This is a genomic window from Metabacillus sp. B2-18 (assembly GCF_021117275.1).
In the GTDB taxonomy this organism is placed as follows: Bacteria; Bacillota; Bacilli; order Bacillales; family Bacillaceae; genus Metabacillus.
Window position 1 is genome coordinate 3,979,329 of record NZ_CP088245.1, and the last position, 26,351, is coordinate 4,005,679.

General features: G+C 35.1%; 23 protein-coding genes. 6 read left to right on the forward strand and 17 right to left on the reverse strand.

Features of this window, described 5'->3' with window-relative positions:
- The first annotated feature begins 4 nt into the window (after positions 1-4).
- Positions 5-475, forward strand: coding sequence for a cytochrome c oxidase subunit II (locus LPC09_RS20230; RefSeq protein WP_231308148.1), 471 nt, complete (start codon positions 5-7; stop codon positions 473-475).
- Positions 475-2,133, forward strand: a complete 1,659-nt coding sequence (locus LPC09_RS20235; RefSeq protein WP_231308149.1) for a b(o/a)3-type cytochrome-c oxidase subunit 1 — start codon at positions 475-477, stop codon at positions 2,131-2,133. The genes LPC09_RS20230 and LPC09_RS20235 overlap by 1 nt, the downstream gene beginning before the upstream one ends.
- Positions 2,134-2,602: 469 nt before the next feature.
- On the opposite strand, the gene LPC09_RS20240 is transcribed toward LPC09_RS20235, so the two are convergent.
- The 6 genes from LPC09_RS20240 to LPC09_RS20265 all read right to left on the reverse strand — a co-directional run bounded on the left by LPC09_RS20240 (position 2,603) and on the right by LPC09_RS20265 (position 7,643).
- Complete coding sequence (locus tag LPC09_RS20240) at positions 2,603-3,322, reverse strand: Crp/Fnr family transcriptional regulator (RefSeq protein ID WP_231308150.1); 720 nt, start codon at positions 3,320-3,322, stop codon at positions 2,603-2,605.
- A gap of 141 nt (positions 3,323-3,463) precedes the next feature.
- On the reverse strand, positions 3,464-4,792 hold the full coding sequence (locus LPC09_RS20245) for a PAS domain S-box protein (RefSeq protein WP_231308151.1): 1,329 nt from the start codon (positions 4,790-4,792) through the stop codon (positions 3,464-3,466).
- 29 nt (positions 4,793-4,821) lie between these two features.
- Positions 4,822-5,481 (reverse strand): response regulator transcription factor, encoded by a 660-nt coding sequence (locus LPC09_RS20250; protein WP_231308152.1) that lies wholly within the window; start codon positions 5,479-5,481, stop codon positions 4,822-4,824.
- Between the two features lie 6 nt (positions 5,482-5,487).
- A complete protein-coding gene (locus tag LPC09_RS20255; protein ID WP_212137735.1) occupies positions 5,488-6,129 on the reverse strand; it encodes a sensor histidine kinase in 642 nt (213 codons plus the stop codon).
- A 156-nt stretch (positions 6,130-6,285) separates the two neighbouring features.
- Positions 6,286-7,176, reverse strand: coding sequence for a peptidylprolyl isomerase (locus tag LPC09_RS20260; protein WP_231308153.1), 891 nt, complete (start codon positions 7,174-7,176; stop codon positions 6,286-6,288).
- Between the two features lie 269 nt (positions 7,177-7,445).
- Positions 7,446-7,643 carry a cold-shock protein gene (locus LPC09_RS20265; protein WP_026558957.1) on the reverse strand — a complete coding sequence of 66 codons (198 nt, stop codon included), beginning with the start codon at positions 7,641-7,643 and terminating at the stop codon, positions 7,446-7,448.
- Between the two features lie 274 nt (positions 7,644-7,917).
- Between LPC09_RS20265 and LPC09_RS20270 the strand changes: the two genes are divergently transcribed.
- Positions 7,918-8,481 carry a CBO0543 family protein gene (locus LPC09_RS20270; protein ID WP_231308154.1) on the forward strand — a complete coding sequence of 188 codons (564 nt, stop codon included), beginning with the start codon at positions 7,918-7,920 and terminating at the stop codon, positions 8,479-8,481.
- A gap of 32 nt (positions 8,482-8,513) precedes the next feature.
- Here LPC09_RS20270 and LPC09_RS20275 read toward each other — a convergent pair whose 3' ends face one another.
- The 3 genes from LPC09_RS20275 to LPC09_RS20285 form a co-directional block, all read right to left on the reverse strand.
- Entirely contained in the window at positions 8,514-10,154 is a 1,641-nt protein-coding gene (locus tag LPC09_RS20275; protein WP_231308155.1) for a sensor domain-containing diguanylate cyclase, read from the reverse strand.
- 161 nt (positions 10,155-10,315) lie between these two features.
- Positions 10,316-13,438: an MMPL family transporter gene (locus LPC09_RS20280; RefSeq protein WP_231308156.1), complete on the reverse strand. Its 3,123-nt coding sequence runs from the start codon at positions 13,436-13,438 to the stop codon at positions 10,316-10,318.
- 2 nt (positions 13,439-13,440) lie between these two features.
- A complete protein-coding gene (locus LPC09_RS20285; RefSeq protein ID WP_121663240.1) occupies positions 13,441-13,902 on the reverse strand; it encodes a MarR family winged helix-turn-helix transcriptional regulator in 462 nt (153 codons plus the stop codon).
- Between the two features lie 196 nt (positions 13,903-14,098).
- Between LPC09_RS20285 and LPC09_RS20290 the strand changes: the two genes are divergently transcribed.
- The gene (locus LPC09_RS20290) at positions 14,099-14,335 is read left to right on the forward strand and encodes a hypothetical protein (protein ID WP_121663241.1); all 237 of its coding nucleotides are present in this window, start codon (positions 14,099-14,101) and stop codon (positions 14,333-14,335) included.
- 23 nt (positions 14,336-14,358) lie between these two features.
- On the opposite strand, the gene LPC09_RS20295 is transcribed toward LPC09_RS20290, so the two are convergent.
- Both LPC09_RS20295 and LPC09_RS20300 read right to left on the reverse strand, forming a co-directional pair.
- Positions 14,359-14,727, reverse strand: coding sequence for a hypothetical protein (locus LPC09_RS20295; protein WP_231308157.1), 369 nt, complete (start codon positions 14,725-14,727; stop codon positions 14,359-14,361).
- Positions 14,724-15,029: an antibiotic biosynthesis monooxygenase family protein gene (locus LPC09_RS20300; RefSeq protein ID WP_121663243.1), complete on the reverse strand. Its 306-nt coding sequence runs from the start codon at positions 15,027-15,029 to the stop codon at positions 14,724-14,726. The genes LPC09_RS20295 and LPC09_RS20300 overlap by 4 nt, the downstream gene beginning before the upstream one ends.
- A gap of 182 nt (positions 15,030-15,211) precedes the next feature.
- Between LPC09_RS20300 and LPC09_RS20305 the strand changes: the two genes are divergently transcribed.
- Positions 15,212-16,009 (forward strand): MBL fold metallo-hydrolase, encoded by a 798-nt coding sequence (locus LPC09_RS20305; protein ID WP_231309788.1) that lies wholly within the window; start codon positions 15,212-15,214, stop codon positions 16,007-16,009.
- A 137-nt stretch (positions 16,010-16,146) separates the two neighbouring features.
- Positions 16,147-16,962 carry a protein-glutamine gamma-glutamyltransferase gene (locus LPC09_RS20310; protein ID WP_231308158.1) on the forward strand — a complete coding sequence of 272 codons (816 nt, stop codon included), beginning with the start codon at positions 16,147-16,149 and terminating at the stop codon, positions 16,960-16,962.
- Between the two features lie 49 nt (positions 16,963-17,011).
- Here the strand turns inward: LPC09_RS20310 and LPC09_RS20315 are convergent, their stop codons facing one another.
- The 6 genes from LPC09_RS20315 to LPC09_RS20340 all read right to left on the reverse strand — a co-directional run bounded on the left by LPC09_RS20315 (position 17,012) and on the right by LPC09_RS20340 (position 26,343).
- Positions 17,012-17,257, reverse strand: a complete 246-nt coding sequence (locus tag LPC09_RS20315; protein ID WP_231308159.1) for a DUF2651 family protein — start codon at positions 17,255-17,257, stop codon at positions 17,012-17,014.
- A gap of 122 nt (positions 17,258-17,379) precedes the next feature.
- The gene (locus LPC09_RS20320) at positions 17,380-17,778 is read right to left on the reverse strand and encodes a secondary thiamine-phosphate synthase enzyme YjbQ (protein ID WP_121663246.1); all 399 of its coding nucleotides are present in this window, start codon (positions 17,776-17,778) and stop codon (positions 17,380-17,382) included.
- A gap of 634 nt (positions 17,779-18,412) precedes the next feature.
- Entirely contained in the window at positions 18,413-21,304 is a 2,892-nt protein-coding gene (locus LPC09_RS20325) for an ATP-binding protein (RefSeq protein ID WP_231308160.1), read from the reverse strand.
- Positions 21,291-21,656, reverse strand: a complete 366-nt coding sequence (locus LPC09_RS20330; protein ID WP_121663248.1) for a response regulator transcription factor — start codon at positions 21,654-21,656, stop codon at positions 21,291-21,293. Before LPC09_RS20330 ends, LPC09_RS20325 begins: the two co-directional genes overlap by 14 nt.
- 81 nt (positions 21,657-21,737) lie before the next feature.
- Positions 21,738-24,998, reverse strand: a complete 3,261-nt coding sequence (locus LPC09_RS20335) for a hypothetical protein (RefSeq protein WP_231308161.1) — start codon at positions 24,996-24,998, stop codon at positions 21,738-21,740.
- Positions 24,991-26,343, reverse strand: a complete 1,353-nt coding sequence (locus LPC09_RS20340; protein WP_231309789.1) for a glycosyltransferase family 2 protein — start codon at positions 26,341-26,343, stop codon at positions 24,991-24,993. The genes LPC09_RS20335 and LPC09_RS20340 overlap by 8 nt, the downstream gene beginning before the upstream one ends.
- Positions 26,344-26,351 lie beyond the last annotated feature (8 nt).

Sequence of the window (26,351 nt, forward strand, 5' to 3'; positions counted from 1 at the left end):
TACGATGCACTTTCATAAATTTGAAAAAATCTGGTTAGGATTCGGTATTATTTCTTTAGTTTTATTTCTAAGTATTATTGGAGTAACAGCATTTGCTTTCAATCATCATCCTTCAGGGGGGATGGATACAATCGATCCTGATAAAGTAGAGCAAACAGCTCCTTTTGACAACCCTGGTGTACATCAAATTGATGACAACACATATGAAGTGATTATCGTTGCAAAAGCATTTGGGTACGATCCAGCGGAAATAAAAGTACCAGTTGGAAAAAAAGTAGTTTTTAAGGTAGCTAGTACTGATGTTACTCATAGCTTCTCAATTGCAAAAACAAATGTAAACATGATGGTTGTACCTGGTCAAATTAATACAAAGGAATATACGTTTGATGAGGCTGGACAGTATTTGGTGATTTGTAACGAGTACTGTGGCACAGGGCATCATTTTATGAAAACAACAATTGAGGTGGTTGAGTGATGAAACAGATTAGTTTAGGAGATAGAAAGCTCGCTATTACAAATATTGTTGTAGCATATATTGCTTTTTTAATAGGTACATTTTGCGGTCTAATGCAGGTGTTTATTAGAAATGATGCACTAACACTTCCACCATGGCTTGACTATTATCAAATACTAACAGCACATGGCGTTTTATTAGCACTTATTTTTACAACTTATTTTATCTTTGCATTTCTTATTTCTGGAATGAGCTATTCCCTCGGTGCTTTTGGACCGAAAGTACGCCTTTTTTCATGGATTGGATTTTTTGTAACAACAGCTGGAACAATTCTTGCAACCGTCGAAATTATTGCTGGCAGAGCTTCTGTTCTTTACACATTTTACGCACCACTTCAAGCAAGCGGATGGTATTATGTAGGTTTGGCACTATTCGTAGTAGGAACTTGGATATACAGCTTTGCCCTTATTGGTCATTATGTAAAATGGAAAAAACAACATAAAAAACAACTAAGCCCTTTGTTTGCCTATATGACGATATCTACTCTTATTCTTTGGATTATTGCTTGCCTAGGTGTAGTAGCAACTGTATTATTTCAATTTATTCCTTGGGCATTTGGTTGGGTTGATACTATAAATGTTGAATTGAGCCGTTCACTTTTCTGGTATTTCGGGCACCCGCTCGTATACTTCTGGTTGTTACCTGCTTATATGGCATGGTATGTAGTTGTTCCAAGAATTATTGGCGGAAAAGTTTTTAGTGACTCACTTGCTCGTTTGTCATTCGTGTTATTTATTTTATTTTCTATACCTGTTGGCTTTCACCATCAGCTTACAGAACCAGGTATCTCAAGCTTTTGGAAGTTTTTACAGACAGTTTTAACATTTATGGTTATTATTCCATCATTAATGACTGCTTTCTCTATGTTTGGAACATTCGAAAGAACAGGAAGATTAAAAGGAGCTTCAGGATTATTTGGTTGGTTCTTTAAACTTCCTTGGAAAGATATTCGATTTACATCTTTATTCATAGCTATGTTCTTCTTTATCCCAGGTGGAGCTGGTGGAATAATCAATGCAAGTTTCCAGCTAAACGAGGTTGTCCATAATACCCTTTGGGTTGTTGGACATTTTCACATTACCGTTGGTACACCTGTTGCTATGACATTTATGGGACTAACGTTTTGGTTAATACCTTACTTAACAGGTAGAAAACTAACAAAGTCGATTCAGAAACTGGCTTTCATTCAGATCATTACTTGGTCAATCGGTATGTTGCTCATGAGTACCTCACAGCATATTTTAGGTTTACTAGGAGCACCGAGACGTACAGCTTATGCCGGTTATATGGATGATCCGACTGCTTTAGAGTGGTTCAATGGAATACTATCCAACCATGTAACAATGGCCATTGGTGGGACGATTCTCTTTTTATCTGCGATGATCTTAATCTATATTGTGTTTCAAACATTGTTCTTTGCACCTAAAGCAAAAACGGAGAATGAATTTGTTGAGTTTCCAATGGCAGAGAGTGACCTTGATCAAACTCCTAAATTTTTGGAGAATTGGTGGATCTGGATCGGTATTGCTTTCGCTTTAATTGCATTTGCTTATACCATTCCTTTAGCTGAGATGATCCATCATGCACCACCTGGCTCCTCAGGATTTAAAACGTGGTAGGAGGTTGATTGCTATGTTTACAGTTACCTTTTCAATGCTTATTGTAACAACGATCTTAATGGCTCTTTTAGTAGATTTTACAACAAAAGAAGAAAATGAATAATGAAAAGGACTCTCCTAAATGATTTATGGAGAGTCCTTTTCTATTGTAAGAGAAAAAATGATATATTATTAAGGATGTTTTAACATAATTTGTTGTTTATAATGTGTTAAACACAAAACAGGATCGTTCCATTGCGCTCCAGACACTCGCTTTCCGCGGGGAGGAAGCTGAGCCTCCTTCGCCTGCGGGGTCTCAGCCTTTCCTCTACCTCCCGCAGGAGTCGAGTGTCTTCCGCTCCATTCCACTATCGTTTTTATAGTATGACTCAAGTACAATATTGGAGAAAACAACCATTCCTAATCTTGTTATCTAGCAACAAAGTAATTATTAAAAGTAAAAAACAAAAGCAACATTAGCTTTTGTTTTTTATAAGCGGCATATCTGTAAAGGACAATCCTCACAGCGGCAAATGTTCTTAAGACCATTTAAATCAAAAACCGTGATATAGCCCTTATCATAATCTATTAATCCATCTTTTTTCAGTTGACTTAGCATACGTGTCACTGTTTCTCTAGGTGTTCCTATTAAACATGACATTTCATCATGGGTGAATTTTTTTGTAATTTCCCATTTATCACCCTGCTGTTTGCCATATGTGTTTGTCATTCGAATGATTACTGAAGCCATAGCCCCGTTTTTACCAAAAAACATTAAATCACGTAGCTTTGTTTGTGTTAGCTGTTGAGAATGACTAACCCATTTTGTAAATTCAATTGAAAAATCACGGTGTTCCCAAAGAAGCCGTTCAACATCATGCAGATTAATCATACCTACAACAGAATCTTCTAATGCTTTTGCGTTCTCTCTTGCTTTATTTTTAGCATTTGGAGGATAATCACCAAAAAGATCATCCTCTTCAAAATAATTTAATGTCAGAATTTTTCCATCTTCTGTTGCTTTATATAAATTAATTGTTCCCTCTACTACATAATAGAGAGCATTCACAGGATCTCCCTCAAAAAAGATGTGGTCTCCACTTTTAAACGTCATCATCTTCATGTTCTTTTTTACTAAATTTAAACTGTTACTGGAAAAGAAAGTTGTATTTTTGATATCTTCATTTCTCTTTTTTACACATGTTGTCATCATCATCGCCCCTGTATCGTTTCTTATACCCTTATTTTAAAGCAATGATGAAGAGAAAGTTATCAGGGAATTCCCTTATTTTCATTCCGGGATTCCCCCAATATGCAAAAAGAAGGAGCATTTAATTTTATGCTCCTTCTTTTATTTAAAAGGTACCTTTACCTTTATTCTTGTTCCCTCATTTATTTGGGATTGAACTTGGAAATCTGCTTCAATGGACCGGGCTCTTTCCTCCATACTAAATAATCCAACACCATTCCTTTTTGCTTGTTGATCAAATCCTACTCCATGATCATCAATGACAACCTCTAACTCATTTTCGCCTTCTATTATTGACAGGGAAATCTCATTTGTTTTAGCGTATTTTCTTGCATTTGTCATTGCCTCCTGTACAATGCGATAGATGCTAGTTTCAACCTCAGAATCAAGTCGTCTTTCAAGCTTATATGTAAAGTTTGTTTTTAGACCGTAATGCTCATTAAACTTATTTATAAAAGATCGAATAGCCGGAATAAGTCCAAGGTCATCTAAAATTGACGGTCGTAATTGCCATGATATTTGACGTATTTCATCAATGATGTTGGATATTTCGGTTTCCATTTGTTCAATGAATTGTTGATTCGAGTCGGTTCTTAATCGGTTAATCATGATAAGAAGACTATATAGGTTCTGACCAATACCATCATGAAGCTCCCGGGAGATTTTTTTCCGCTCCTCTTCTTGTATGCCGATCAGCTTACTCATCATTCTCTGTAATTCTTTTTCTGCACGCTTTCTACCGGTAATTTCATTACGGATCGCCAAGTATTGATAAGGCTTACCTTTTCCATTTAAAAAAGGAACAATTGTTGTATCAACCCAGTAATACGTGCCATCCTTTGCCCGATTCTTAATTTCTCCCTTCCATACCTTTCCGGTTCCGATTGTCTTCCAAAGGTTGCGAAAAAAGTCAGGAGAGTGGTAACCAGAATTAATGATTTTGTGACTTTTCCCAATCAATTCTTCAGTACTATATTTTGAAATTTTACAAAATGTTTCATTCACATAAGTAATAATCCCTTTTTGATCAGTTATCGCTACAATAGATGACTCGTCAAGAGCAAATTTAAAGTCCATCAATTCCGAAAGAGATGCTTTTAGTTCAGCTTTCATTTTTTTGAAGGATGATTCTTGCTCCTTTGCGGTTTCAACATGTAAAACAAAATATAATTGATCTAATAGTGAAAGCTTATTACCATTAACCTGAAATTTTGTGATAGATTGATCTTTTAAAATCCCTAACATTTCAAACGCAGAACAATCGTTTTCATGCAACAATTGAACATCGAAATGTGGAAATAACATGTTTATTTTTTTACCTTTTACATCCTCTTGCTTATGGCCAAATAGTTTTTCTGATGAGAGGTTAAAAGATTCTATTGTACCTTGTTCATTAATGATGATGTATACTTGAGAATCATTTTGAATCATTTATGTGAAATTCCTTTCCAAATGGTCCATTAAATACCATAGCCTAACAATCCCTTTTTTAAAGCATATTCTACAAGCTCAGGTCTTGTTTTTAACTTTAATTTTTCCATAATCCTCGCCTTATGATTTTCAACCGTTTTAACACTGATGATGAGCTTTTCTGCAATTTCTTTATTCGAAAACCCTTTGGCAATTAATGTTAGAACCTCTTTTTCTCGTTCTGATAAGAGGGAATACGTATCAACGTTTGCGCCACTTTGTAATTTGTCTAGATAATCCTCCATTAATTTCTTTGTTGCCGTTGGATACAAATAAGCTGATCCTTCAGCAACAACTGAGATAGCATGAATTAATTCGTTATGAAGTGCACTTTTTAATATGCAGCCAGATGCACCTGCCTGGATAACACGGAATAAATATTCTTCATCATCATGCATAGTTAAAATAAGAATTTGAACTTCAGGCCACCTTTTCTTAATTTCAACCGTTGCAGATAATCCATCTTTTCCATGTGGCATACTTAAATCCATTAATACAACTGTAGGTTTAAGCTGTTCCACCATTCTGATAGCCTCGTCACCCTCAGAAGCTTCCCCTACAACCTCCATGTTTTCGATATCATTGATTAACAATTTTAACCCTGAGCGAACCACAGCATGGTCATCAACTAATAAAATGGATGTTGTCAAAAAATATCACCTCTCATTCTGAATGGATATGGTTAGTTGACAATGATGTTCATCAATTCTTACTAAACAGATTGTTCCTTTAACTAACTCCATCTTTTCATTGTATTCTTGAATATGATGTAAAAACTGCTCATGTTTATTCTTTGATTGTAATTCAATTTTATAGTCTATTTTAATTTGAACGAGCTCTTCCCAAAAGAAAGTGACTTCTAGGTGGCTAACGGTAAATAGGTCTGCTAGTTCCTTTAGCATATCTTTCAGTAGTCGATAAAAAAACACTTCGACTATTTGCGGCAGTCGTTTCTTTTCTCCATAACTATGAATTTGAACTGTTACTCCATTCTTTTTGCTATAGTTTAATAAAAAAGCTTCTATTGCCCCGTTTATTCCTTTATGACAAAAAGGTAGCACATCTTGAGAGATAAACCTTAAATCCTCGATCGTACACTTCGTTAATTTTATCATTTCTTCATTTCGAGTTCTATCTTGTCGGTCATCAATATATTGCTGTACATATTGTAAATGGTTAAATAATGCATACATTTTTTGCGCAATATCTTCATGTAAAAGAGAGGAAATTTCCTCTAGCTCCTTTTCATAATGCCGAAGCATATGTGTATCAAGTAAATCGTGATTTTCACTGTTCATACTTTCACCTTTATCCTTAAGCATCTAAGAGTATGTAGGCTACTCTTATCTCTTATTTTAATGAATGCCACGTTATGAGACTGTGATATTCATCACGAGTAGATAACTTGGCTTATTATTAATCAAAAAAGAGCCACTTTGGGCTCTTTTTATCGTTTATTCTTCTGAAAGATAGTTTTTCACACCATATTCTTTTTGCTTATCTTCTAACCAAGTTGGATATTCAGTTGACAGCTTTTCATCAAATAAGATATCTTTAATTTCTTCTTTACTGTTATCAAAGTTTGCTTCAGCCGCTTCTTGAATTTCGGTTACTTTAATAATATGATAGCCGTATTCCGTTTTTACAGGCTCACTTATTTGATCGACCTTCATAGAAAATGCCGCTTCTTCGAATTCTGCTACCATGCTTCCTTCTCCAAAGAATCCTAAGTCTCCACCAGCTTCAGCTGTTGATGGATCTGTTGAATATTCTTTGGCTAGCTCTGTAAAGTCTTCACCAGCATCGATCTTTTCTTTCACTTCTTTCGCAGTTTCTTCATCCTCAACTAAAATATGACTTGCCTTTACCTGTTTAGTTTGAGCAAAAGTATCTTTGTTTTCATCAAAGTATGTTCGCATTTCTTCCTCAGTAATTTCAATCTTTGATTCTAGTAATTTTTCAATTTGAAGGTTAACTTTTACGTCTTCTTCTACGTCTTCCATCGTTAAGCCGCTAGAAGCTAATGTTTGTTTAAACGTTTCTTCTCCACCATATGTGCTGATTAACTCATCAAGCTCTGCATCTACTTCTTCATCAGTTATAGTGATATTTTCTTTTGCAGTTTCTTGCTCAATGATGCTTTTTGTGATTAATGTGTCTACTGCCGTTGTCCCATTTTGCTTAACAAAATACGTATATAGGTCGTCCTTTGTTACTGATTCATTTCCTACCTTTGCGACAACTTCACTTCTTGTAGAAAGAAAAATAAAAATGGCAATTGCTGCAACGACGAGGACTGCAAGGATGCCTATTGTTTTTTTGCTTGTTAATAACCTCTGAACCATTGTAAAACTCCCTATTATGTTTATAGTCTTTCGATTGTTAATACTGACTAGCTTTTACTATAAAGAGAAAGTGTGGGATAAATATGTACGAATTGTGGGAAATTATGAAAATGATTTTCATTACAGTGGTTCATTCTGTATCCTTAAAGAATGGTCGGATGGTTTCTACTGAGAATCTATTCTTGGAATAGTATAAAACGCTTACTAAGTCCAAGAAAAAAAGACCCCAATTTGGAGTCTTTTATAGAGCTGCAGTTGCAGCGTCATTATTATTTTTGAACGTTAGCAGCTTGTGGTCCACGAGCTCCTTGCTCTACTTCAAAAGTAACTGTTTGGCCTTCTTCTAAAGTTTTGAAGCCATCACCTTGAATTGCAGAGAAGTGTACGAATACATCGTCTTGTCCTTCTACTTCGATGAAACCGAAACCTTTTTCTGAATTAAACCATTTTACTTTACCTTGTAGCATTGTTTTTCCTCCTGTGTGGTATCTAAAAAGTCCACATTGTATTACTATTCTTGCTAGACAACGATTCTTCAAGAGGAAAAAACTTTTTAAAGCAACTTCCATCTCTCAGTCTTATCCGAACAAAAATAATTAAGTCAATCTTAACACTTATTTTTGTGTAAATCAAGAAACTAAACAAGCTTTTATCCACAAATGTTCGATAAAAACCTACATATTTCTTACCACTAATGCCCATTATAGTGAATAAAGATTCTGATTTACATGAGGTGGTAAAATGAATACCCCTACCTACCAGGATATTTTAAAAATAAATGAAAACCTAAATAACACAAGCTTTTCCCATTGGTATCACGATGATTTGTTTACTGCAACATGGTGGTTTCTATTATTATCAACAATTGGACCTTTTATAGTATGGAATAAATTAAGAGATCGGAGTAGATCACTCGAGCTTATTATATTCGGACTTATTAGTTCTTTGCTTGCTTCATTTTTAGATGAAGTAGGAGTTTATCTTGGATTGTGGGGATATCCTGACAAGCTTATTCCAATTATTCCACCACTTTTACCGGCTGATCTTGCCGTTATCCCTGTTTTTTCAATGCTAATCTATCAATATTCACCAACACTTACTTCTTATATGTGGAAATATATTATTTTTGCTGGTGTACTCGCATTTATTATTGAACCTACTTTTGTAAAGTTTGAGATGTATGCCAATCACAAGTGGTGGACACATACCTGCTCATTTATTGGATTAATCCTATATGGAATGATTATTCATTATTTCATTCGTGTTATTTTAATACATTTTCAAAAAACTGATCATTCATTTTAAAATGTTACATCTTCATTTCAAAAATGGCCTGTTTATGCTTGATAAAAGGTTACCTGGTTCTTCCCCTTATCTTTAGATTGATAAAGGGCTTGATCTGCTAAATCAATAACCTCATCAGGTTCTATGCCACATTCAGGCCAAATAGCTCCACCAATACTACATCTAATAACAACCTCAACTCCATCTCCTAACAAGATCGGTGAATTGATGGAACTAATTATGCTTTCTCCTAATTTGATACCTTCATCAATTCTGGAATTTGTTTCACAACGAATAATTAAAATGAATTCATCTCCACCGAGTCGAGCAGCAAAATCCCCTTCCTTAACAAACGTCTTCAGTCTTTCCGCAACTTTCACTAATAAATAGTCACCCGCCTGATGGCCGTAAGTATCATTTATATCTTTAAAGCCATCCAAATCCATAAATAAAAAGAGATAGTTTTCATCATTAGCTTCGTTTTCTAACTTTTTATCAATATAAGAGTATAATGCTACTCTGTTTGGTAGCCCTGTAAGGCTGTCTTTTAGAGCAAGTTTTTTCATTCTGCCAAGCTCAGATTTTGTTTCCATAATGGTTTCAACCATTTCTCTTAAGGATAAGGAAAGGTCATTCAAGTCCTTAATTCGTGTGAAATAAGGCATTTCTGTACGTTCTCCCCTTTTTAATTGATTGGCTGCAATAGCAATTTCCTTAAGCGGATTCGCAACTCTACCCGCAATAAACCAACCAATCACTGCAAACAAAATCGCGGCTATCATTCCTACTGTTAATGTATAGCTTTTTAGCTTTTCAACCGAGGCAAAGGCATAGTCAACAGGCTCTCGTACAATAATCTTCCAGTTTAGACCAGGATAATTTAAATATCCATCACTGTATGAATAACTTGTTACATAGTCCTTTCCATCAGGCCATTTCCTAATATTCCAGTTCTCATCAGATACCGAATTGTCATTTGTAATCGATGTCGGCAAAGCTGTACCAATCATATCACCTGGACCTAACAGAATACGATTATCGTCTGAACGAATGATAAAAACTTCAACTCGTTTTGCACTATTTAAGTGTGCTTTATACGGCTCAATAATCGATCTATGTATTTCTTTTGACCAATCCCAGCTAAGGTGAGAGGCTAGTACCCCCGAAAACTCTCCCTTCTGATTTCGGATTGGAAAGCTAATATCAACAAACTCCACAGGTTCTCCATTGGGACTAGGTATTAATTTTGCAAGCAATACCGCTTCATGGACATCACCAACAAATGGCTTTTTAATTGCCTCAAGATAAACAGGTCGCTCTTTAATGCTATTTCCAACTAACATATTATTTGTTGCTACAATTACTTCCCCTTCTTTATCGGTTATTCCGACCCAGGAAAAAGAAGAGATGTTCTTTTGTAACTCGTTTAAAAGGACTCTCTTTTCATCAAGATTCCCCTCATCTTTTATCGTGTTTAGTTCACTAAGCAGTTTTAATTCGTTATATCGGGACCACATAAAAAAGTCTAATTTATCAGCCATCTGATAGGAAACATTTGATAATGAGTTTCCAATTTCTTCTTCCATTTCCTCACTTGATTTAGATCCTACAGAAATAGTTAAAACAGCTGTTAACAATATAATAAAGATTAAAAATGTTAATGAAAAAAATGTCCGCAAACTAACATGTGACATAGGAGATTCTCCTTATTTCAACCATAAATTTAACCACAAGACTCATCTATCTTATAGCCTATTTGTTATATCGGTAAACTTTAAAAAAATCTAAACTATTTCAGAAAAAATATCTATTTAAAAAGGCAGTTGACACGATGTCAACTGCCTTCCTCTTACTATTAAGCTCTTTTAAATGGCCACCAATTTGCTGGTCCAAATGTTTTTACCATAACTGGAATAAATAGTGGTAATACAATGAGCGCATATAACAGTAATCCTGTTAGAATAATCGATGCTATTTGAATAAGAGATAACATGCCTGATGGAATCATTGCTGCAAATGTCCCACCTAAAATGACAACAGCTGAAATAATAACTGTTCCCATTTTCTTCATCGCAAGCAGCATCGCTTCACCAACTGAAAGATCTTTATATTCATTAAAGCGATCCATTAAGAAAATGCTATAATCTACGCCTAAAGCTACTAATATGACAAATCCGAAGAACGGCACTGCCCAGCTAATTCCCGAATAACCCAAGATGTTAACAAAGATCACTTCATTAATTCCCATAGCTGTATAATAAGTTAGTATTAATGATCCAATTATATAGATTGGCATAATAATTGAGCGGAACAAGAAAACAAGAATAATAGAAATACCAACAAGCATTAAAACAACTGTACGTGAATAATCGTTGTTAGACATTGTACTTAAGTCAGCATTCGTACTTGTAATTCCACCAATAGCCACCTTTGCATTTTCAAGCTTCGTATCTTTCGTAGCTCTTTCAATTGCAGCATTTAACTCATCCACTTGATTAATTGCTTCGTTTGAATAAGGATTTGCTTTGAAGATAACATCAAGCGTCATGACTTTACGATCGTCAGACAAATAGGTGTCTAATGCCTGTTCGAAGTCCTCACTCTCTAACACTTCTTCTGGTAAATAAAACCCTGATTCAGATGATTGAGACAAGTCAGCTAAATAATCCTGAGCAGAGCCAAGACCATCAGACACTTTGTTCAAACCGTCAACACTTTGTGATAATCCATCTGTTAATTGACTCATTTGACCGTCTAAATCACCAAATCCATCAAGTAGTTGCTGCTGTCCTTTCGTTACCTCTGAAAGACCATTTGAAAATTGCGGAATACCGTTAACGGCTTGACCTTGGTAATCAGCAAGCTGATTTAAGCCAGCTTGTTGCTGATCAATTCCTTGAATTAGTTGTTGGAGTCCGTTTACAATTTGCTGCTGTCCTTCAATTAATTTTGGGAATTGACTATTTGCTGTGTTCATTCCGCCTTGTATTGCTGCAAGTCCAGCATTTAGCTTCTCCATACCACCTGCTAATTCTGGTAATTGTGTTTGTGCAACATTTTGAACGGTTCCCTTTATTGCAGCATAATTTGAATCTTCTGCTAGCCCCACATATGCCTCATTATTTTCTAAAGCCTCAAAATTTGAATTCAACGAATTTAGTGCACCTGATAAATCAGAGATACCTGTTCCGACTTTGACATATTCACTATTTAGTTTACCGATATTTGTTTCAGCTTCTTGGTATCCCTTCAATAATTGTTCGCTTCCTGCAAGAATTTCTTCTGCCCCTGCTTTTGCCTCAGCTAATCCGGCTTTTAAATCCCCAGAACCAGTTGAAGTTTGACGGATTCCATCTTCAATTTGAGCCAGGCTTGATTGAAGCTCTGTTACACCTGAATTAAGTTTTGTCGTTCCAGTAATTAAATCACCGATACCATCAGTCGCTTCTTTTAACTTTGGTGCAGAACCAGCCATTTCACTCTCTGCTTCCGCTAAACCATCACTGATTTTTTCGATTCCTTCATTGCCTTCTCCAAGGCCTTCTTCAAGACTTTCTGCTTGTTTTGATACATAAAAATCTTCAATTTTTTCTCCAGTCGGTCTTGTTACAGATCGCACAGTGTCAACTAAATCAACCTTTTCTAATTCCTTTGTAATTTTCTCAGCGAGCGCGATGTATTCAGTTGAACCCATTTCTTCATCATTCTCCAGAACTACTTGAGTCGGCATTGAATCCCCAGGTCCGAAGCTATCTGAAATAGCATTAAAAGCTTTTATCGAATTATAATCTCCACCTATTTCCTCTAGTGAATTAAATGATAATTCTCCATCGTAGAAGGTTAAAAACGGCACAGATACACACGCAACAACAAGAAGGGCAATAAGAGGTCTTGCAAGAGAAAAACGTCCAACGACTCCCCAAATTTTACTATCTTTGTGCTCTAATGTACCTTTTGATGGCCAGAAGATTTTGTTCCCTAGTACAGCCATGAAAAATGGAACAACAGTAAATAAAGCTATTAAAAGAATGGCAACTCCTACTGCAACAGCTGATGCTGATTGATACAATTTAAATTGTGAAAAGCCAATTGCAGCAAACCCAATCATAACAGCTAAGCCACTAAAGAAAACAGTTCTTCCCGCGTTACGATATGTCTCAACTATTGCCTCTGTAACACTCTCCCTATGTGATAACTCTTCTTTAAAACGACTTAATAAAAGAATACAATAATCTGTCCCAATCCCAAATAACACAGCCACTAAGAAAATTTGTGTGAAGTTAGATATTGGAAAATTCACAACATCAACCAGCACAGAAACGATTGATTGTGATGCTAAATAGGTAAGACCTACTGTTATTAAAGGGATAATTGGTGCAATAATTGATCGGAAAACTAACAGTAAGACAGCTAAAATAAAGACAACTGTAATTCCCTCAGTTTTCTTTAAACCTTCCTGTGAGCTTGTCATTACATCCTGATCAATCATCCAGCCACTTGTATAATAATGTTCAACATCTACATCTTCAATTGTTTCATAGAGTAATGCAGATATCTCTTTTGCTTCACGATCATTTCTGTTAATCGTCACATTAGCAAGAATCGTTTTTCCATCTTCCGAAACTAACTGCTCTTCTAATGCTTCCTCATTAAAATGAGTTAAAATATCCGTAACATCTAATTCTTCATTTTCTTCTAACAAGTGAATCGCTTTTTCAGCTTCCTTTATTTCTTCATTCGTTAATTTATTATCATTATGAAAAACGAGTGCTGCTGAAATTTCATCTCCTACACTTTCTTTCTCCTGGACTTCATTCATGATTTCGTCGGCTAACGATGATGAATAACCATCTGGCACACTAACCTGGCCCTTTTCCTTTACTAGGTCCGCCATGTTAGGAGCAACTAAAAATAGTCCTACAACGATTGCTACCCATCCAATGATAACAAGCCATTTGCCTTTTATAATTGCGTTCACAACTACTCCTCCATTTTACAGTCTTTTAAATTATCCAACAGAGTGTTTAATTTCTCATATGTTTCAATAAATGAGACTATTTCATCTTCATCAAAGCTGGTAATGATCGACTCAACTAGCCTATGAATTTTCTCTTCTGTTTTTTCAAACAATTCTGTTCCCTTTTCCGTTAAGGTTAAATAAATAACCCTACGGTCATTTTCATCCCTTGTTCGTTTAATTAACTCCTTTTCTGTTAGTCGATTAATGATTGCTGTAATGGCACTTTTTTTCACATCAAAGATCTCAGATAGCTCAGTAGAGGTACACGTACCAACTTTATGTATATATCTGAGCGTATAGTGCTGATCGTTCGTTATAAAGTCCCCTATACTATCCTTAACAAGGCTTTCCCCCTTTTTGGTAACAGAAAAGCTTACTGCAAGATACCGATTAATTAATTCTTCTATTTGTTTTTCCTTCATAAAAGGAGCCACCCTTTCAAAGTAATTAAACTATTTAACTATTAACGTGTTTAACTATAATTTTTTTATCTTCTTCTGTCAATAAATAATGCTTATTCTTTCTAAAAAAAATCATTCATAACATCTAACAAGTTATATTTAGCATATAGTTACCAATAAAGGGAAACATAGGAGTAAAATAAAAGGAGAGGTATAGATGAGATCTTTCATAGGACGTAGACGATTCATTTATAAAGAATACCAACACATTTCGTTGCTTTTCTTTATTATTTTTGGTTTACTTTGTGTTGGTTATTTCGTAGATTATCTTGTTTTTCAGGATTGGTCATTTTTATATGTCACCTCTCTTGCTCCGCTTTTTCTCGGAATTGTTTACAAGCTTAAAAGTAAAGGTGAAGGTGAAAGGAAAATTGTTTTAACACCAAAAAGGTAGTCCAATACAAAAAGAAGGAGCAACTATTGCCCCTTCCTCTGTTTCTCACTCTTTAATGTTACGATTACAGACTTTAGATACATCTTATATTTCTCTGCTTCCTCTGTTTGTTCATTATGTAATACTTTGATGATTCTTTCAAAATTATCAATCAAATGATCTTCCTTCATTCCACGTGAAGTTAAAATATTATTTAGCCAAAGTGCATAGTCAATAAACAACTTTTCCTCATTAAGAGAAAAGGCCGTATCTAAATGCTTAAAATGATGATAATTATCTTCAACACATTTTTTTCTACCTAGTTCTCCATATTTTTCTTCTAAAATTGGATAGGCTTCATATATTCCTTCAACAATCTCATCAATCATAGAGGCAATGACTTCCTGCTTCATTCTGCCACCACTTCATATCTTTGAACAATTGGTTTAATAGATGCAAGTTCTTGATCAGGGTAATTTTTCTCAAGTTCATGTACTTTTTTGTAAGCATCACTTGTTACCCAATTTAAATAATCTTGCTTTGTTTTCCAATTAATTTGAACGGTTAATTCATTAGGTTTTACTTCGTTTTGTAATAACTGAAACGATTCAAACCCCTCATATGTATCGACAAGTTTAGAACGTGTCTGATATATTCCTATAACCTCTTCCACCTTCTCTATTGGGACATTAAAGGTTGAATGAACAATATACATGTAAAACTCTCTCCCCGCGTAGATAGTGTATGATGCTTTCCTTCACTATTATAGATGAAGATAGGTCCACCTGGAAACTATCCTACCTTTTAATGAAAATTGTATCTCTATATCATACTCTCTCTTTTTTTTTGAAATACTATCATAGAATTTGAAACAGTGGGGGTTAGAAAGTGAAAAAAATGCCAATGACTTCGGTTACTAGTGGAATGGGAATTGAAGTAGTACCAGATGTTTTTTGTTTATCTGTTCAAATCGTAAATGTCGTATTTATTGGAGATCCTAAGAAGTCTAATGAATTTGTCTTAGTTGATGCAGGAATGCCTGGATCACACGAGCTCATTATATCTGAAGCTGAAAAGCGATTCGGGGAGGGCTGCAAACCTACTAGTATCGTTTTAACGCATGGACATTTTGACCATGTAGGAGCGTTAAAAGAATTATTAAATAAATGGGATGTTCCGGTATATGCCCATCCTTTAGAAGCACCTTATTTGTCTGGAAGAAGTGACTATCCACCACCAAACCAAGAGGCTGAAGGACTGGTTGCTAAAATGTCACCGATGTTTCCAAGACATAGTATAGATGTTAGCTCAAATCTTGAACAGCTAAATGAGGAGGGTTTTATTCCTTCTTTAGCAGACTGGAGGTTCATCCATACACCTGGACATACGCCTGGTCACATTTCTTTGTTCAGAGAATCCGATCGAGCTCTAATTGTCGGAGATGCTTTTACAACAGTTGAACAAGAATCCTTATACGACGTGATGACCCAAAAACAAGAAATGCATGGTCCACCTGCATACTTTACAACAGATTGGAAAGCTGCTGAAGAATCGGTAAAAAAACTACAGTCCGTTAATCCTTCTATCGCTATATCAGGCCATGGTCTTCCAATAGCTGATGATGAATTAACAACAAATTTAAAAAAACTTGTTGATACGTTTGCTGAAACTGAAGTACCTGAAAATAAGAAATAAATGTCTATAACGCATTAGCGTTTCCTGCTATTGCGTTTTTTTATGGCCTGATTTCACGACAAAATCTTGATAATGTATTTCTAACCTCATAATTTTCACCATACACTTAAATGATGACAAATTAAGGAGGGGACATCATGATTATCATAGGAAACAGAGAAGTGAATGGAAACGAATTAAAATCCTCCGCTTTTAAGGCAGAACAAATTGAAATGATCGACAAAATGGATCGTTATCAAGAAACCTATTCTTTTATGAATAGGCAACATTTTCAATTCACACTTCAAATACGATATGCAACCATCCAGGCTGCTCGCGACTTATTAGCTAGTAAGGCTAAATTTACGACGTTTGAACGTGCTCACTGTAATGAACGTTTTTGGCATTTAACAGAGCAAGGTGGATTTAAACTAAAGCAAGGAATTAATCCGGCTGATGCCATTAACGATATTTTCCAGAATGGTGTAGAGTATGGATTTGAATGTGCTACTGCGATGGTGATCATCTTTTATAAAGCTGTTTTAGATTCCATTAATAACGCTCAATTCAACCGTATTTATCAGGGCATTTACCTTCGCGACTGGCAATCAGATAATGATTTGCCAATTTATACGAGACGGGGAAATGATTACTTACCAGGAGATTGCTTGTATTTTGATAATCCTCAATTTAATCCCAAAACGCCACAATGGCGAGGAGAAAATGTAATTGATTTAGGTAATGACCTTTATTTCGGTCATGGTATCGGAATAAAAACAGCAGATGGAATCATTGAATCCTTAAATAAGAGAAGAAAAGCTTATGCAACGGAGTCTGCGTATCTTCTATCACAAGTTACCAGATTAGATAACCGGTATCTTTATCAATTCTCTAATACTAGAGCTCAGATTCCAACTTTTCTTGCTGCAAAAACAATCGTTAGTAAATTAGGCAGTGCCACTTTTTATCATTAATCTAATAATAAAAGGCAATCGGGAACGACCGATTGCCTTTTATTTACATTTATTCAGTTCTCTTCCTTTTTATTCTATCGAATAAGTACATAATCATTGTCACAATAACAGAAAGTAGTGTGTATAGTAGCACCCAAATGAAAAAGGATTCATTGAATAGAAGGAGCATTAAAAAGGTAAAGAGGACAAATAAAATGGCTGGTGTAACATAGGTTTTTTTCGTCACAATGTAACCAACTATTGAAATGGTAAGTACGATGACTGGGAAAACCAAAAAGATAAGCTGAAATTCCATACTTCACCTCAAACGGTATGTGCTTTATGTTTTCTCATTTTACCATAAAACAAATAAAAGAAACCATTTTAGGGTGGAGCTTATTATTTCCACAACCAACATATTTCATTAAACTTTCACACTTATCTAATGATCTTAAAATAAACATCACGTTGTCTTGGGCCATCAAATTCACAGAAGTAAATTCCTTGCCATGTTCCTAGTAATAATCTTCCATTTGTAACGATTATTGTTTGCGAGCTGCCAACAGTGCTCGCTTTCATATGTGCTGCCGTGTTACCTTCTCCGTGTAAATCTTTGACAAGCTTCCATGGGTAAACTTCATCAAAGCGTCGCAACATATCAGTTTTAACATCAGGGTCGGCATTTTCATTGATCGTAATGCCAGCAGTTGTATGTGGACAATATACCAAAACCGCACCCTCGTCCATATTCTGATCATTTATGAAAGATTGAACTAAATGAGTGACTTCAATCATTTCATCCCGTTTATGAGTTTCTAGCGTGTGTTTCTTTAACATAAAAAGTCTCCTTTCTATCGCTATTAACACTAGTATATACCGTTTAAAGCAGTCTCTTAAACATTCCAATCATTTTTATACCAAGATAAGCACTCATAAAAGTGATTTTCAACTCTTCAAGAATTGCCAGGAAATAAGCTACTAAGATAAGCGGAGAAACTCCTCTTATTGAGGAAATAGCACAAAAAATAGATTAAATAGACGGAAAGATTCCGCCTATTTAATCGAAAAAGATGAAAATGGACCATTTTACTTTACTTAACCGGAAAAACTCCGCTTATATCCCTCAACCGAGTTCTATTCTTCAGTTTAACCGGAAGAACTCCGCTTATTGAAACTACCGGTTACTCAATTAATCCGTCACTCAGACATCCCCCTGGTAGATACATATCTTTTTTAGCTCACCAATTGAACTGGAATACCAATGAGAATTTCTTGCAGGCAAAACTTTATGTCTCCATGTTAAAAGTGGTTCGAAATTCAGAGCATATTTACCGTCCATTTAATAAACCCATATAAATCAACAAAAAAGAAGCAGTCTTATTCAGTTGCGAATAGGACTGCTTCTTGGTGTGCTAATTTAGTTTTTGTATTAGGAAACCGAATCCGTTAATTTATAGACTAGTTTTTTCATTTATTTATTGTAATCTCCATTTTCGCTAGGAATGAGGATTTGACCACTCCAGTCCTTTTTGAGCAAGGTCTGAAGAATCAACTTTGACAGTTTGCTTGGTTGATAAGGTTTTATTAGGTATTCGTTAGCTCCAAGAGCCAAGCCTTTTTCTTTTTCATCTAGAGCCGTTGAAATAAAGATTGGAATTGACTTAAATTCATCTATTGCTTTTAATTCCTTAATAATATCCCAACCATCAAGCCCTTTTTCCTCTAACATGATATCAAGGACAATAGCATCGGGCTTTTCTTCTTTTATTGCTGCTAATGCCTCTTCTCCGTTGCTGTAGATTTTTACATAAAAATGACTTTCCTCTAATTCTGTTTGAAGAAGATTTGCAAGACTGTTATCATCTTCAACAATAATGACATTCACTTTGCCTTTGTTTTCCGGTTCATGAGGCTTATCAACTTTAAGATTTCCCCCAATAACTAATGGGAAGCTAACAGTAAAAGTACTACCTTCTTTTAATACAGATTGTACGAAAACATCACCTTCATGGGCTTTCATGATTTCTTTTACAATAGCTAAACCTAGTCCTGTTCCACCGATTCTTCTTCTATCAGAATTATCTACTCGATAAAATTTTGTGAACAATTTATGAATCGCATCTTCTGGAATACCAAGACCTTGATCTTTTACAGAAACGTTTAAATTAGGTCCTTCTTCAAATACATTGATAAAGATGTCTCCTCCATCTGGAGAATATTTAATCGCATTGCTTATCAGATTATTAAATACTTGGCCAATCTTATCTTTATCTCCTAATACCATCGTATTACTTGTCTGAATATCACAATTTATCATGTGAGAAGGATTATTCACTTGATAGGTTTCAACAATATTCATGATAAGTGGAACGAGATCATCGTACTTTTTGTCATAAGTTTGTTTTCCGGCTTCCATTCGTTGAACATCCAAGAAATCATTAATTAAAGCTGTCAATCGCTTCGCTTCTTGGTAAATGGTTGTTAAATATTTTCTTTGTCGTTCAGGCTTTAACTCCTTATTCAGCATAAGTTCTGTAAAGCCAAGAACACTTGCTAGAGGTGTTCTAAGTTCATGGCTTACCGTGCTAACAAACTCAGACTTCATCACATCAACTTCATATTCCTTAGTGATATCACGGTGGACAATAACTGTTCCAAATTTTTCACCTGCTCTAGTCAGCGGTTCACAATATACTTGAACCACACGATTAGTAGGACTATGTTGATGATAGATAAAAGAAGACTGATCTGTTTTACCGTCTATGAGAATTGAATCAAAAAATTGTTTTAATTCTTGTTTATTTTCAACCGAATTTGCTAGCTTAGAAAGCCATTTTTCATATGAATCTTCAACAAGAGTATCTCGGTGACATTCAATAATATCACATATTTTTTGATTAACCTGTATCACTTTACCCTTTACATCAATAAGCTGAATTCCTTCATTAATTGTATCTAAAATATCTTGTGTTAATAAGCGTTCTTCCTCAGATTGTTCAAAAATATGAATTTTATCTAGAGAAATTGCAATCTGTTTGCTAAGTCCGTCATATTCTACTAATTCATCCTCTTTGTAGGATGTAGAATATCTGGAGTAGACCATAATAGCCTCTATCTCACCTGAAGATGATAGCACAGGCATATACAGGTCGTAACAATAGGATTTAACAAGATGGAATCCTGTTTCTTCCTCATCACACTCTCGTTTTATTGTATAAGGTTTTCTAAGCTCCTTTAACTTCTCAATCTCACCAGAATTTATGTTATGAATAAACTTCTCTACACCTTTTGATGAGAGACCAATACTAGCATGTTGATATGTGCGATTCATCACAACAACAATTCCTTTATCAGCCCCTATTACCTCGCACATTGTTTGCACAATACTATCCAATACTCTTTGTTTATCTAGCGTATTTGCAATACCTTTTACAAGATCATTTCGTCTCTTAAGATCCATCTCTCTATTCTGAGCAACCTCTAAAGCTTCTTCAAGCTCTGTCTGCTGTGCTTGCAATTCATCCTGCTGAGCAAGTAACTCCTCATTTTGTGCACTCAGGTCTTGTTCCTTATCTTGTATACTCTTTGTCATTTTCTCAAAAGCAGAAGAGAGAAGCCCTAATTCATCTCGTCTATTGGACGAATCAGTAAATAAAATAGGTTCCCCATCTGTTATCTGACCTGCAGCAAGGGTTAGCTTATTTAAGGGAGCACCGATATTGTTCAGCATTTTTCGAACAAAAACAACCATACCAATAACTAATAATAATAGGAATACACCAAACAATATTTGATTAATTGTAATTTTTTTTCTTTGCTCATCTTTCAGAATAGTAAGGAGACCTTCAAGATTATCTGTATATTTTTTAATATTATTTTGATAGGTTCGAATCGTATCTGAACCATTTTGGTTTACAGCTATTTGATAAACTTCTTCTGGCTGATTATTATCATATAAACTCTTAGAGCGAGGTATTACATCTTCAAAATAATAGTCGTAAAAGTCCTTTGTTTGTTGGATAAATAGTACATCTTCTTCTGTATCAGCAACATTTTCTAGTTCTGATATTTTTTCATCAACTATATCCCTTTGTTCTTGAACCTTATTATAATAAGTTTGTTCACCTTTATAAGCGAAATAGGCTCTCATTTCTGAAATGGCTAAATTAAAAGAGTAATCTAGGTCTGATACAATTGTTTCTTTTACTTCCAATTTTCTACTTTCATTATCAAAGTTATCCAAAATGGAGTTTTCATAAATCATCAAAGCCGCTACTAAAAGGCTAAAGACAAAAATAATTGTGAAAGTCAAAACACCATATTGTCTAGCCAAACTTGTTTTTAAATATTTATCGAGCTTCACCTAATATCTCCTCAATTCTTTCAACAAGCTGTATTGGGCTAAAAGGCTTTGACATAAAATAATTAGCTCCCGCTTCAAGTACCTTTTGCTGGTCAGTTGCCTGACTCTTTGCACTTAGCATCATGATTTTTGTTTGTATGTTTTCCTTTCGTATCAATTCAATTAATTCTAAACCGGTATAAACAGGCATCATATAATCAAGCAGAATTAAATCATACTCATTCTGCTTAATGAGATCATACGCCTCTTGCCCATCACAAGCCTCATCAATTGAATACCCTTCATCTTCAAGAGTATCAACAACGAGCATTCGCAATACTTCTTCATCTTCTGCAAGTAATATTTTTGACATATTATTTAACTCCCTACATCGCTTTCTTTTAAAAATCTCAGACCTGTAGAAATTTCACAGGTCTGAGATTTTCATTTTTGATTATTCGTTAATATTGATTTTTTTAAATGTTTCCTGCAGATAATTATAAGACTTCTTCAAGCGCTCATGATATGTTGGTTCATCCCAATTATCCCAAGAATATTGGATCCAATCACCTTCTAAAGAAGGTACCATCTGTACAGGTTCCTGATCTTTATTTGTGACAACAACCTTTGCAAAAAGAGATTGGATTATTTCTGAGCTAGCTATTCCTTTTTCTGACCATACATCGCCCATAATTTCTTTTTGACTTGGATCTTTCACATTAATCATTAACCAAGGAAGACGAAGTTCTAAAGTTCCATCCTTTATATAAAAATCCGCAAGGGAAGTTGAGTTCTCCTTTTGTGGGTTGCCTACACCATATGTTAATTTTCCTGTCTCATATGATGAAAAAGGAACGGTCATTTGTCCTTCTTCTTTATTTATCGTCAATTCTTTGTTTAGTGTTAAGCGTATTGGGTGATAGATTCCATTATTTTTTTTATTCGCATAATCTTTTGTTTCAATCATATTAAGCACTTTTCCATATTGATAATAGAATGTATCATAGTAGCTATCCACTAGCACTCTTGATTGATCCTCACCATTTATCTCTACAACAAAATCAATACCTTCTTCATTAACACGTTTCACATTAGGAATGGTCGATTGCCCTTGGTTTTTTATCGTATTTAACAAAATCGACGTATTATATTCTTCTGGATTCCATTTTGTTTGATCATAATCAATTCTTATGAATAAACCTCGTTCATCACTAGACATGAAAACATTTTTAATTGCCTCTTCTTCATTACTCTGAGCAACCGGTTCTGCATTTCTAGCCTTCCAATCAGAAGTGTCACCATCAATTTGTAGCTGTGTTTCTTGCGTATCAGGCTCAAAGCTTAACAGTCCAAAATGCTGCTCATTCGTTTGAATATTATCCCAATATGGTCGACGATCTGAATTATCATATTCCATCGTGTTCCATGTTCGTTTAAACCACTCATCCTGCCATGAGAAAACAAGTCCTCCTGCCATATTTTGTTCAACAATATCTTCATATAGACTCGATAGAAATTGACCTTGTTCTTGTTCAGAATGATGTCCTTGGTCATAGCCATGGACATTTTCATGAGATAACCCTCGTGAAGCCGGAATTCCATACTCAGCAACCACCACTGGCATGTCATGATATTGTCTCATATCATTTAAATATCCAGCATAGTTATTCTTTTCCCCACGATGATCAATAAAGTTAACATATTTCTCCTCATAATTTAGAAATTCAGGATAATAAGGGTAAATATGATAAGAGGCAAACAAACCCGAATAAAACTCGTCCTTAGCTTTTATTTTATTTGGATTAATGGATACCTTATCTTCATCCTCATCAGGCTCAGCAGGATGTGTAAGCAAATCAGTTGTCACCCAGTTTGCAAAACTCATTGGATGCTGCCATTGATAGTTTTCCGCTTCATATGATGCTGTATAATCCATCATTTCAGCGAGCCACACTTCAAATGGAGAGGCATTTTCAGTCATCATATACTTTCCGTTATAACTAGATTTAGTAGGATATTTTTCATTTGTTCTAATTACACTATCAGGATCCCACTCAACTCCAATAATCCACCCTAGAAGATACGGAGATAGATCATGAACATATTTTCCACTAGCATGACCTGTTCTTTCTTCAATGTCGGCATTTCCATGAATAATATCGACTGTTCGCTGAATTTCCGCCTTAAAATCATCCAATACTTCCGGATCATACGCTGTTCTTCCTGCTTCGTCATCAAAAAACACATCTTCATTTACCCATACACCGTGAAAGAGATAAAGAGGATCTTCACGGTTAATGTTATGCTCATATAATGCCTGATAAAACGCTGGTGGATGTATTGTATAAACACGTAAAGCATTAGCATTCATTTCACTTATCTGATCAAACCATCTTGCATATTCTTGTTTTGTTATGCCTGTTTCTCCAGGGAAGGTCCCCGGTTTGGCGATCCCCATATTCACACCTTTAATTAGGACATCTTCCCAGGCACCGTTTTGATAAACTTGTAGGTAGTCGTTAGAAGCAGCACCAGTTAGTTTCATTCCTTCTTTTGTCAAAACCTCTGGTTCAACTTTTGCATTTTGACTAACAGCTGCTTTCTCTTTTTCTGTTAAAATGGTCGTCATCATTGGTACGTAAGCCTTCCAAAAGAATGTATCTGTTCTTCCCTTTTGCTCAAAAGAAAACAGCTTTTGCCACATCGACAAACCACTCATTTGATAAATACTTGGTACTTTCTCCTGATCAACAAAATCACCTGCAAAATAATAGCTATCATACATTTGATTATTATGGTGAATAACAGCTGGGAATTTTGTTGGTATATTAAATTCCTTTAACTTTTGTTGACCACTTTGTGTTAATGGTAAATCAAACGTAGCTTGAACCTCTTCCTCACTACGCGCATTTACTATATCAAACCAATAGTTATATTGAATGGTTCTATCCATATCAAAGTTAGACAAACCTGCATCTGTAAGTGTAAATAAGGCATGGTCATCAAATGTATCTTTGTTCGTCAAAACAACCACTTGATCTTCTTCGTTTACAAAAACAAAACCGTTTCCCGTATATTTAAAAGGTTTTCCATATTGGGCTTCATAGTTCTTTTTCACCCAACTAGGCACTTCAGCATTGCTCAATTCATTAAAATACCGCCCCATCCAGCCAGTCCAATCTATGTTTAAGAGATTATAAAACTCCTGACGAACCTTCTCTTCCGTTGGGGATCCAAACGTATTAAATTCAGCAATAAGTGTTTGCTCATTTTCAATAAGAGACGCAGATAATGCTCTAACCTCTTCAATTGTCATCCCACCGTACAATAACTCTGAACGATTCCCTTCTTGATTCCCCTCAAGATATTCTTCTTTATACACACCGTATCCATCAGCTAAATACAACACATCGTAAGGAGATAAATCGTCCGGAAGTTCTCTCGTATCAAATTTAGGTGGCTCATTACTTGGCACAAATCCAACATAATCATTTTGTGCCTTGTATTCATCACCGCCATCCTTAATCAATTTCAAGTGATTCAGTAACCAAACTAACCCTTTATGTTCCCGATAAGATTGATCAGGTACCGTTTTATCAATAATCAATACATTAACATTTTCACTTGCTTTTAATTGCCATAACCAAAAAGGAGACGAGAATAAAACAAGTAGTAAAAATAGTCCTATGATAATCAGTACATTTTTTTTATTCATTTGACACACCTTTTCTAACCATTTCTCCCCAGCCTTTTTTCCCTATAAGCATTTCAAGCATTCCCTCTACTCTCCAAATAACTGTTAAAGGGCGGTACCAAAACGTTTCTGTTATAGATACAAGAAATAAGATCACAAAATGCTTCACTTTAGGATATCTTTCCATACTCCATTCCTCTAATAAAACTGAAGCCATAGAATAGATAGAACCGTATATTAATGAGAGTAGAAAGAAGATAATAGCATATTCTAAATAGATACTTCCTGCAAAAATAGAAAGTATTAGGATTATGTATCCTATTAATTCAATGAACGGACCTAAAAACTCAACAAAAAAGAAATATGGCATAGAAAACATGCCAATTGAGCCGTACTTTGGATTAAACATTAATTTTCGATGCTTCCATAAACTATCGAATAAGCCTTTGTGCCATCTTTTTCTTTGACGTCTTAAATATTTTATGGATTCCGGAGCCTCAGTCCAACAAACCGGGTCAGGTACATAGATAATCTTTTTGTTTTCTTTCTTTTCTTTAATTAATCGATGAAGCCTAACTACAAGCTCCATATCCTCTCCAACAGTGTGAGCATAGCCACCTGCTTCAATAACCCACTTCTTTGAAAAAACGCCAAATGCACCTGATACGATGAGTAATAAATTATTTTCACTTAACCCTACTCTACCGGTTAAAAACGCTCGTAAATACTCAACAATTTGCATAACGACAAGTGGTTTTTTTGGAAGATCTATCTTTGTAAGCTCACCATTCTGTATTTTACAACCATTAGCGATTCTAACACTACCACCTGAGGCTATGACCTCGTCATCTGATTCAATAATTGGCTTCAACACCTTCAAGAAAGCATTTCTTTCAATAATGGAATCGCCATCTAAGGAGCAAAAATAAGGATATTTTGAAAGATTAATTCCTGCGTTTAACGCATCTGCTTTTCCTCCATTTTCCTTATCGATGACATACATATAAGGATAAATCGTAGATTGGTAAACGCCTTTGACTTCTTTTGTATTCAACTGTTTTCTAATTACTCGATTGATTTTCACCATATTAAAACGATCTATTAGCTTTTCAAGAGTATCGTCTTTTGAACCATCGTTAATAATAATAATTTCATATTCAGGGTACTCAATACTTATTAAGGAGCGAATACTCCCATAAATACCCGCAGATTCATTGTAGGCAGGGACAAGAATGGAGACAGGCTTTGTAAATTCAGATTGAAGCAATTCTTCATAAGGTTCGACCTCATCTAACTCATAATTTTTACGTATATTGAGTAGGGAAATAACAAGCATTGCTCCATACACAACAATAATGATGATCATGTAGATAA

What these genes read in the sequence shown, in the direction of transcription:
- LPC09_RS20230 (WP_231308148.1), top strand. Translation starts at nt 5, where the DNA reads ATGCACTTTCATAAATTTGAAAAAATCTGGTTAGGATTCGGTATTATT.
- LPC09_RS20235 (WP_231308149.1), top strand. Translation starts at nt 475, where the DNA reads ATGAAACAGATTAGTTTAGGAGATAGAAAGCTCGCTATTACAAATATT.
- LPC09_RS20240 (WP_231308150.1), bottom strand. Translation starts at nt 3,322, where the DNA reads ATGACAACATGTGTAAAAAAGAGAAATGAAGATATCAAAAATACAACT.
- LPC09_RS20245 (WP_231308151.1), bottom strand. Translation starts at nt 4,792, where the DNA reads ATGATTCAAAATGATTCTCAAGTATACATCATCATTAATGAACAAGGT.
- LPC09_RS20255 (WP_212137735.1), bottom strand. Translation starts at nt 6,129, where the DNA reads ATGAACAGTGAAAATCACGATTTACTTGATACACATATGCTTCGGCAT.
- LPC09_RS20260 (WP_231308153.1), bottom strand. Translation starts at nt 7,176, where the DNA reads ATGGTTCAGAGGTTATTAACAAGCAAAAAAACAATAGGCATCCTTGCA.
- LPC09_RS20265 (WP_026558957.1), bottom strand. Translation starts at nt 7,643, where the DNA reads ATGCTACAAGGTAAAGTAAAATGGTTTAATTCAGAAAAAGGTTTCGGT.
- LPC09_RS20270 (WP_231308154.1), top strand. Translation starts at nt 7,918, where the DNA reads ATGAATACCCCTACCTACCAGGATATTTTAAAAATAAATGAAAACCTA.
- LPC09_RS20275 (WP_231308155.1), bottom strand. Translation starts at nt 10,154, where the DNA reads ATGTCACATGTTAGTTTGCGGACATTTTTTTCATTAACATTTTTAATC.
- LPC09_RS20285 (WP_121663240.1), bottom strand. Translation starts at nt 13,902, where the DNA reads ATGAAGGAAAAACAAATAGAAGAATTAATTAATCGGTATCTTGCAGTA.
- LPC09_RS20290 (WP_121663241.1), top strand. Translation starts at nt 14,099, where the DNA reads ATGAGATCTTTCATAGGACGTAGACGATTCATTTATAAAGAATACCAA.
- LPC09_RS20295 (WP_231308157.1), bottom strand. Translation starts at nt 14,727, where the DNA reads ATGAAGCAGGAAGTCATTGCCTCTATGATTGATGAGATTGTTGAAGGA.
- LPC09_RS20300 (WP_121663243.1), bottom strand. Translation starts at nt 15,029, where the DNA reads ATGTATATTGTTCATTCAACCTTTAATGTCCCAATAGAGAAGGTGGAA.
- LPC09_RS20305 (WP_231309788.1), top strand. Translation starts at nt 15,212, where the DNA reads ATGCCAATGACTTCGGTTACTAGTGGAATGGGAATTGAAGTAGTACCA.
- LPC09_RS20310 (WP_231308158.1), top strand. Translation starts at nt 16,147, where the DNA reads ATGATTATCATAGGAAACAGAGAAGTGAATGGAAACGAATTAAAATCC.
- LPC09_RS20315 (WP_231308159.1), bottom strand. Translation starts at nt 17,257, where the DNA reads ATGGAATTTCAGCTTATCTTTTTGGTTTTCCCAGTCATCGTACTTACC.
- LPC09_RS20320 (WP_121663246.1), bottom strand. Translation starts at nt 17,778, where the DNA reads ATGTTAAAGAAACACACGCTAGAAACTCATAAACGGGATGAAATGATT.
- LPC09_RS20330 (WP_121663248.1), bottom strand. Translation starts at nt 21,656, where the DNA reads ATGTCAAAAATATTACTTGCAGAAGATGAAGAAGTATTGCGAATGCTC.
- LPC09_RS20335 (WP_231308161.1), bottom strand. Translation starts at nt 24,998, where the DNA reads ATGAATAAAAAAAATGTACTGATTATCATAGGACTATTTTTACTACTT.
- LPC09_RS20340 (WP_231309789.1), bottom strand. Translation starts at nt 26,343, where the DNA reads ATGATCATCATTATTGTTGTGTATGGAGCAATGCTTGTTATTTCCCTA.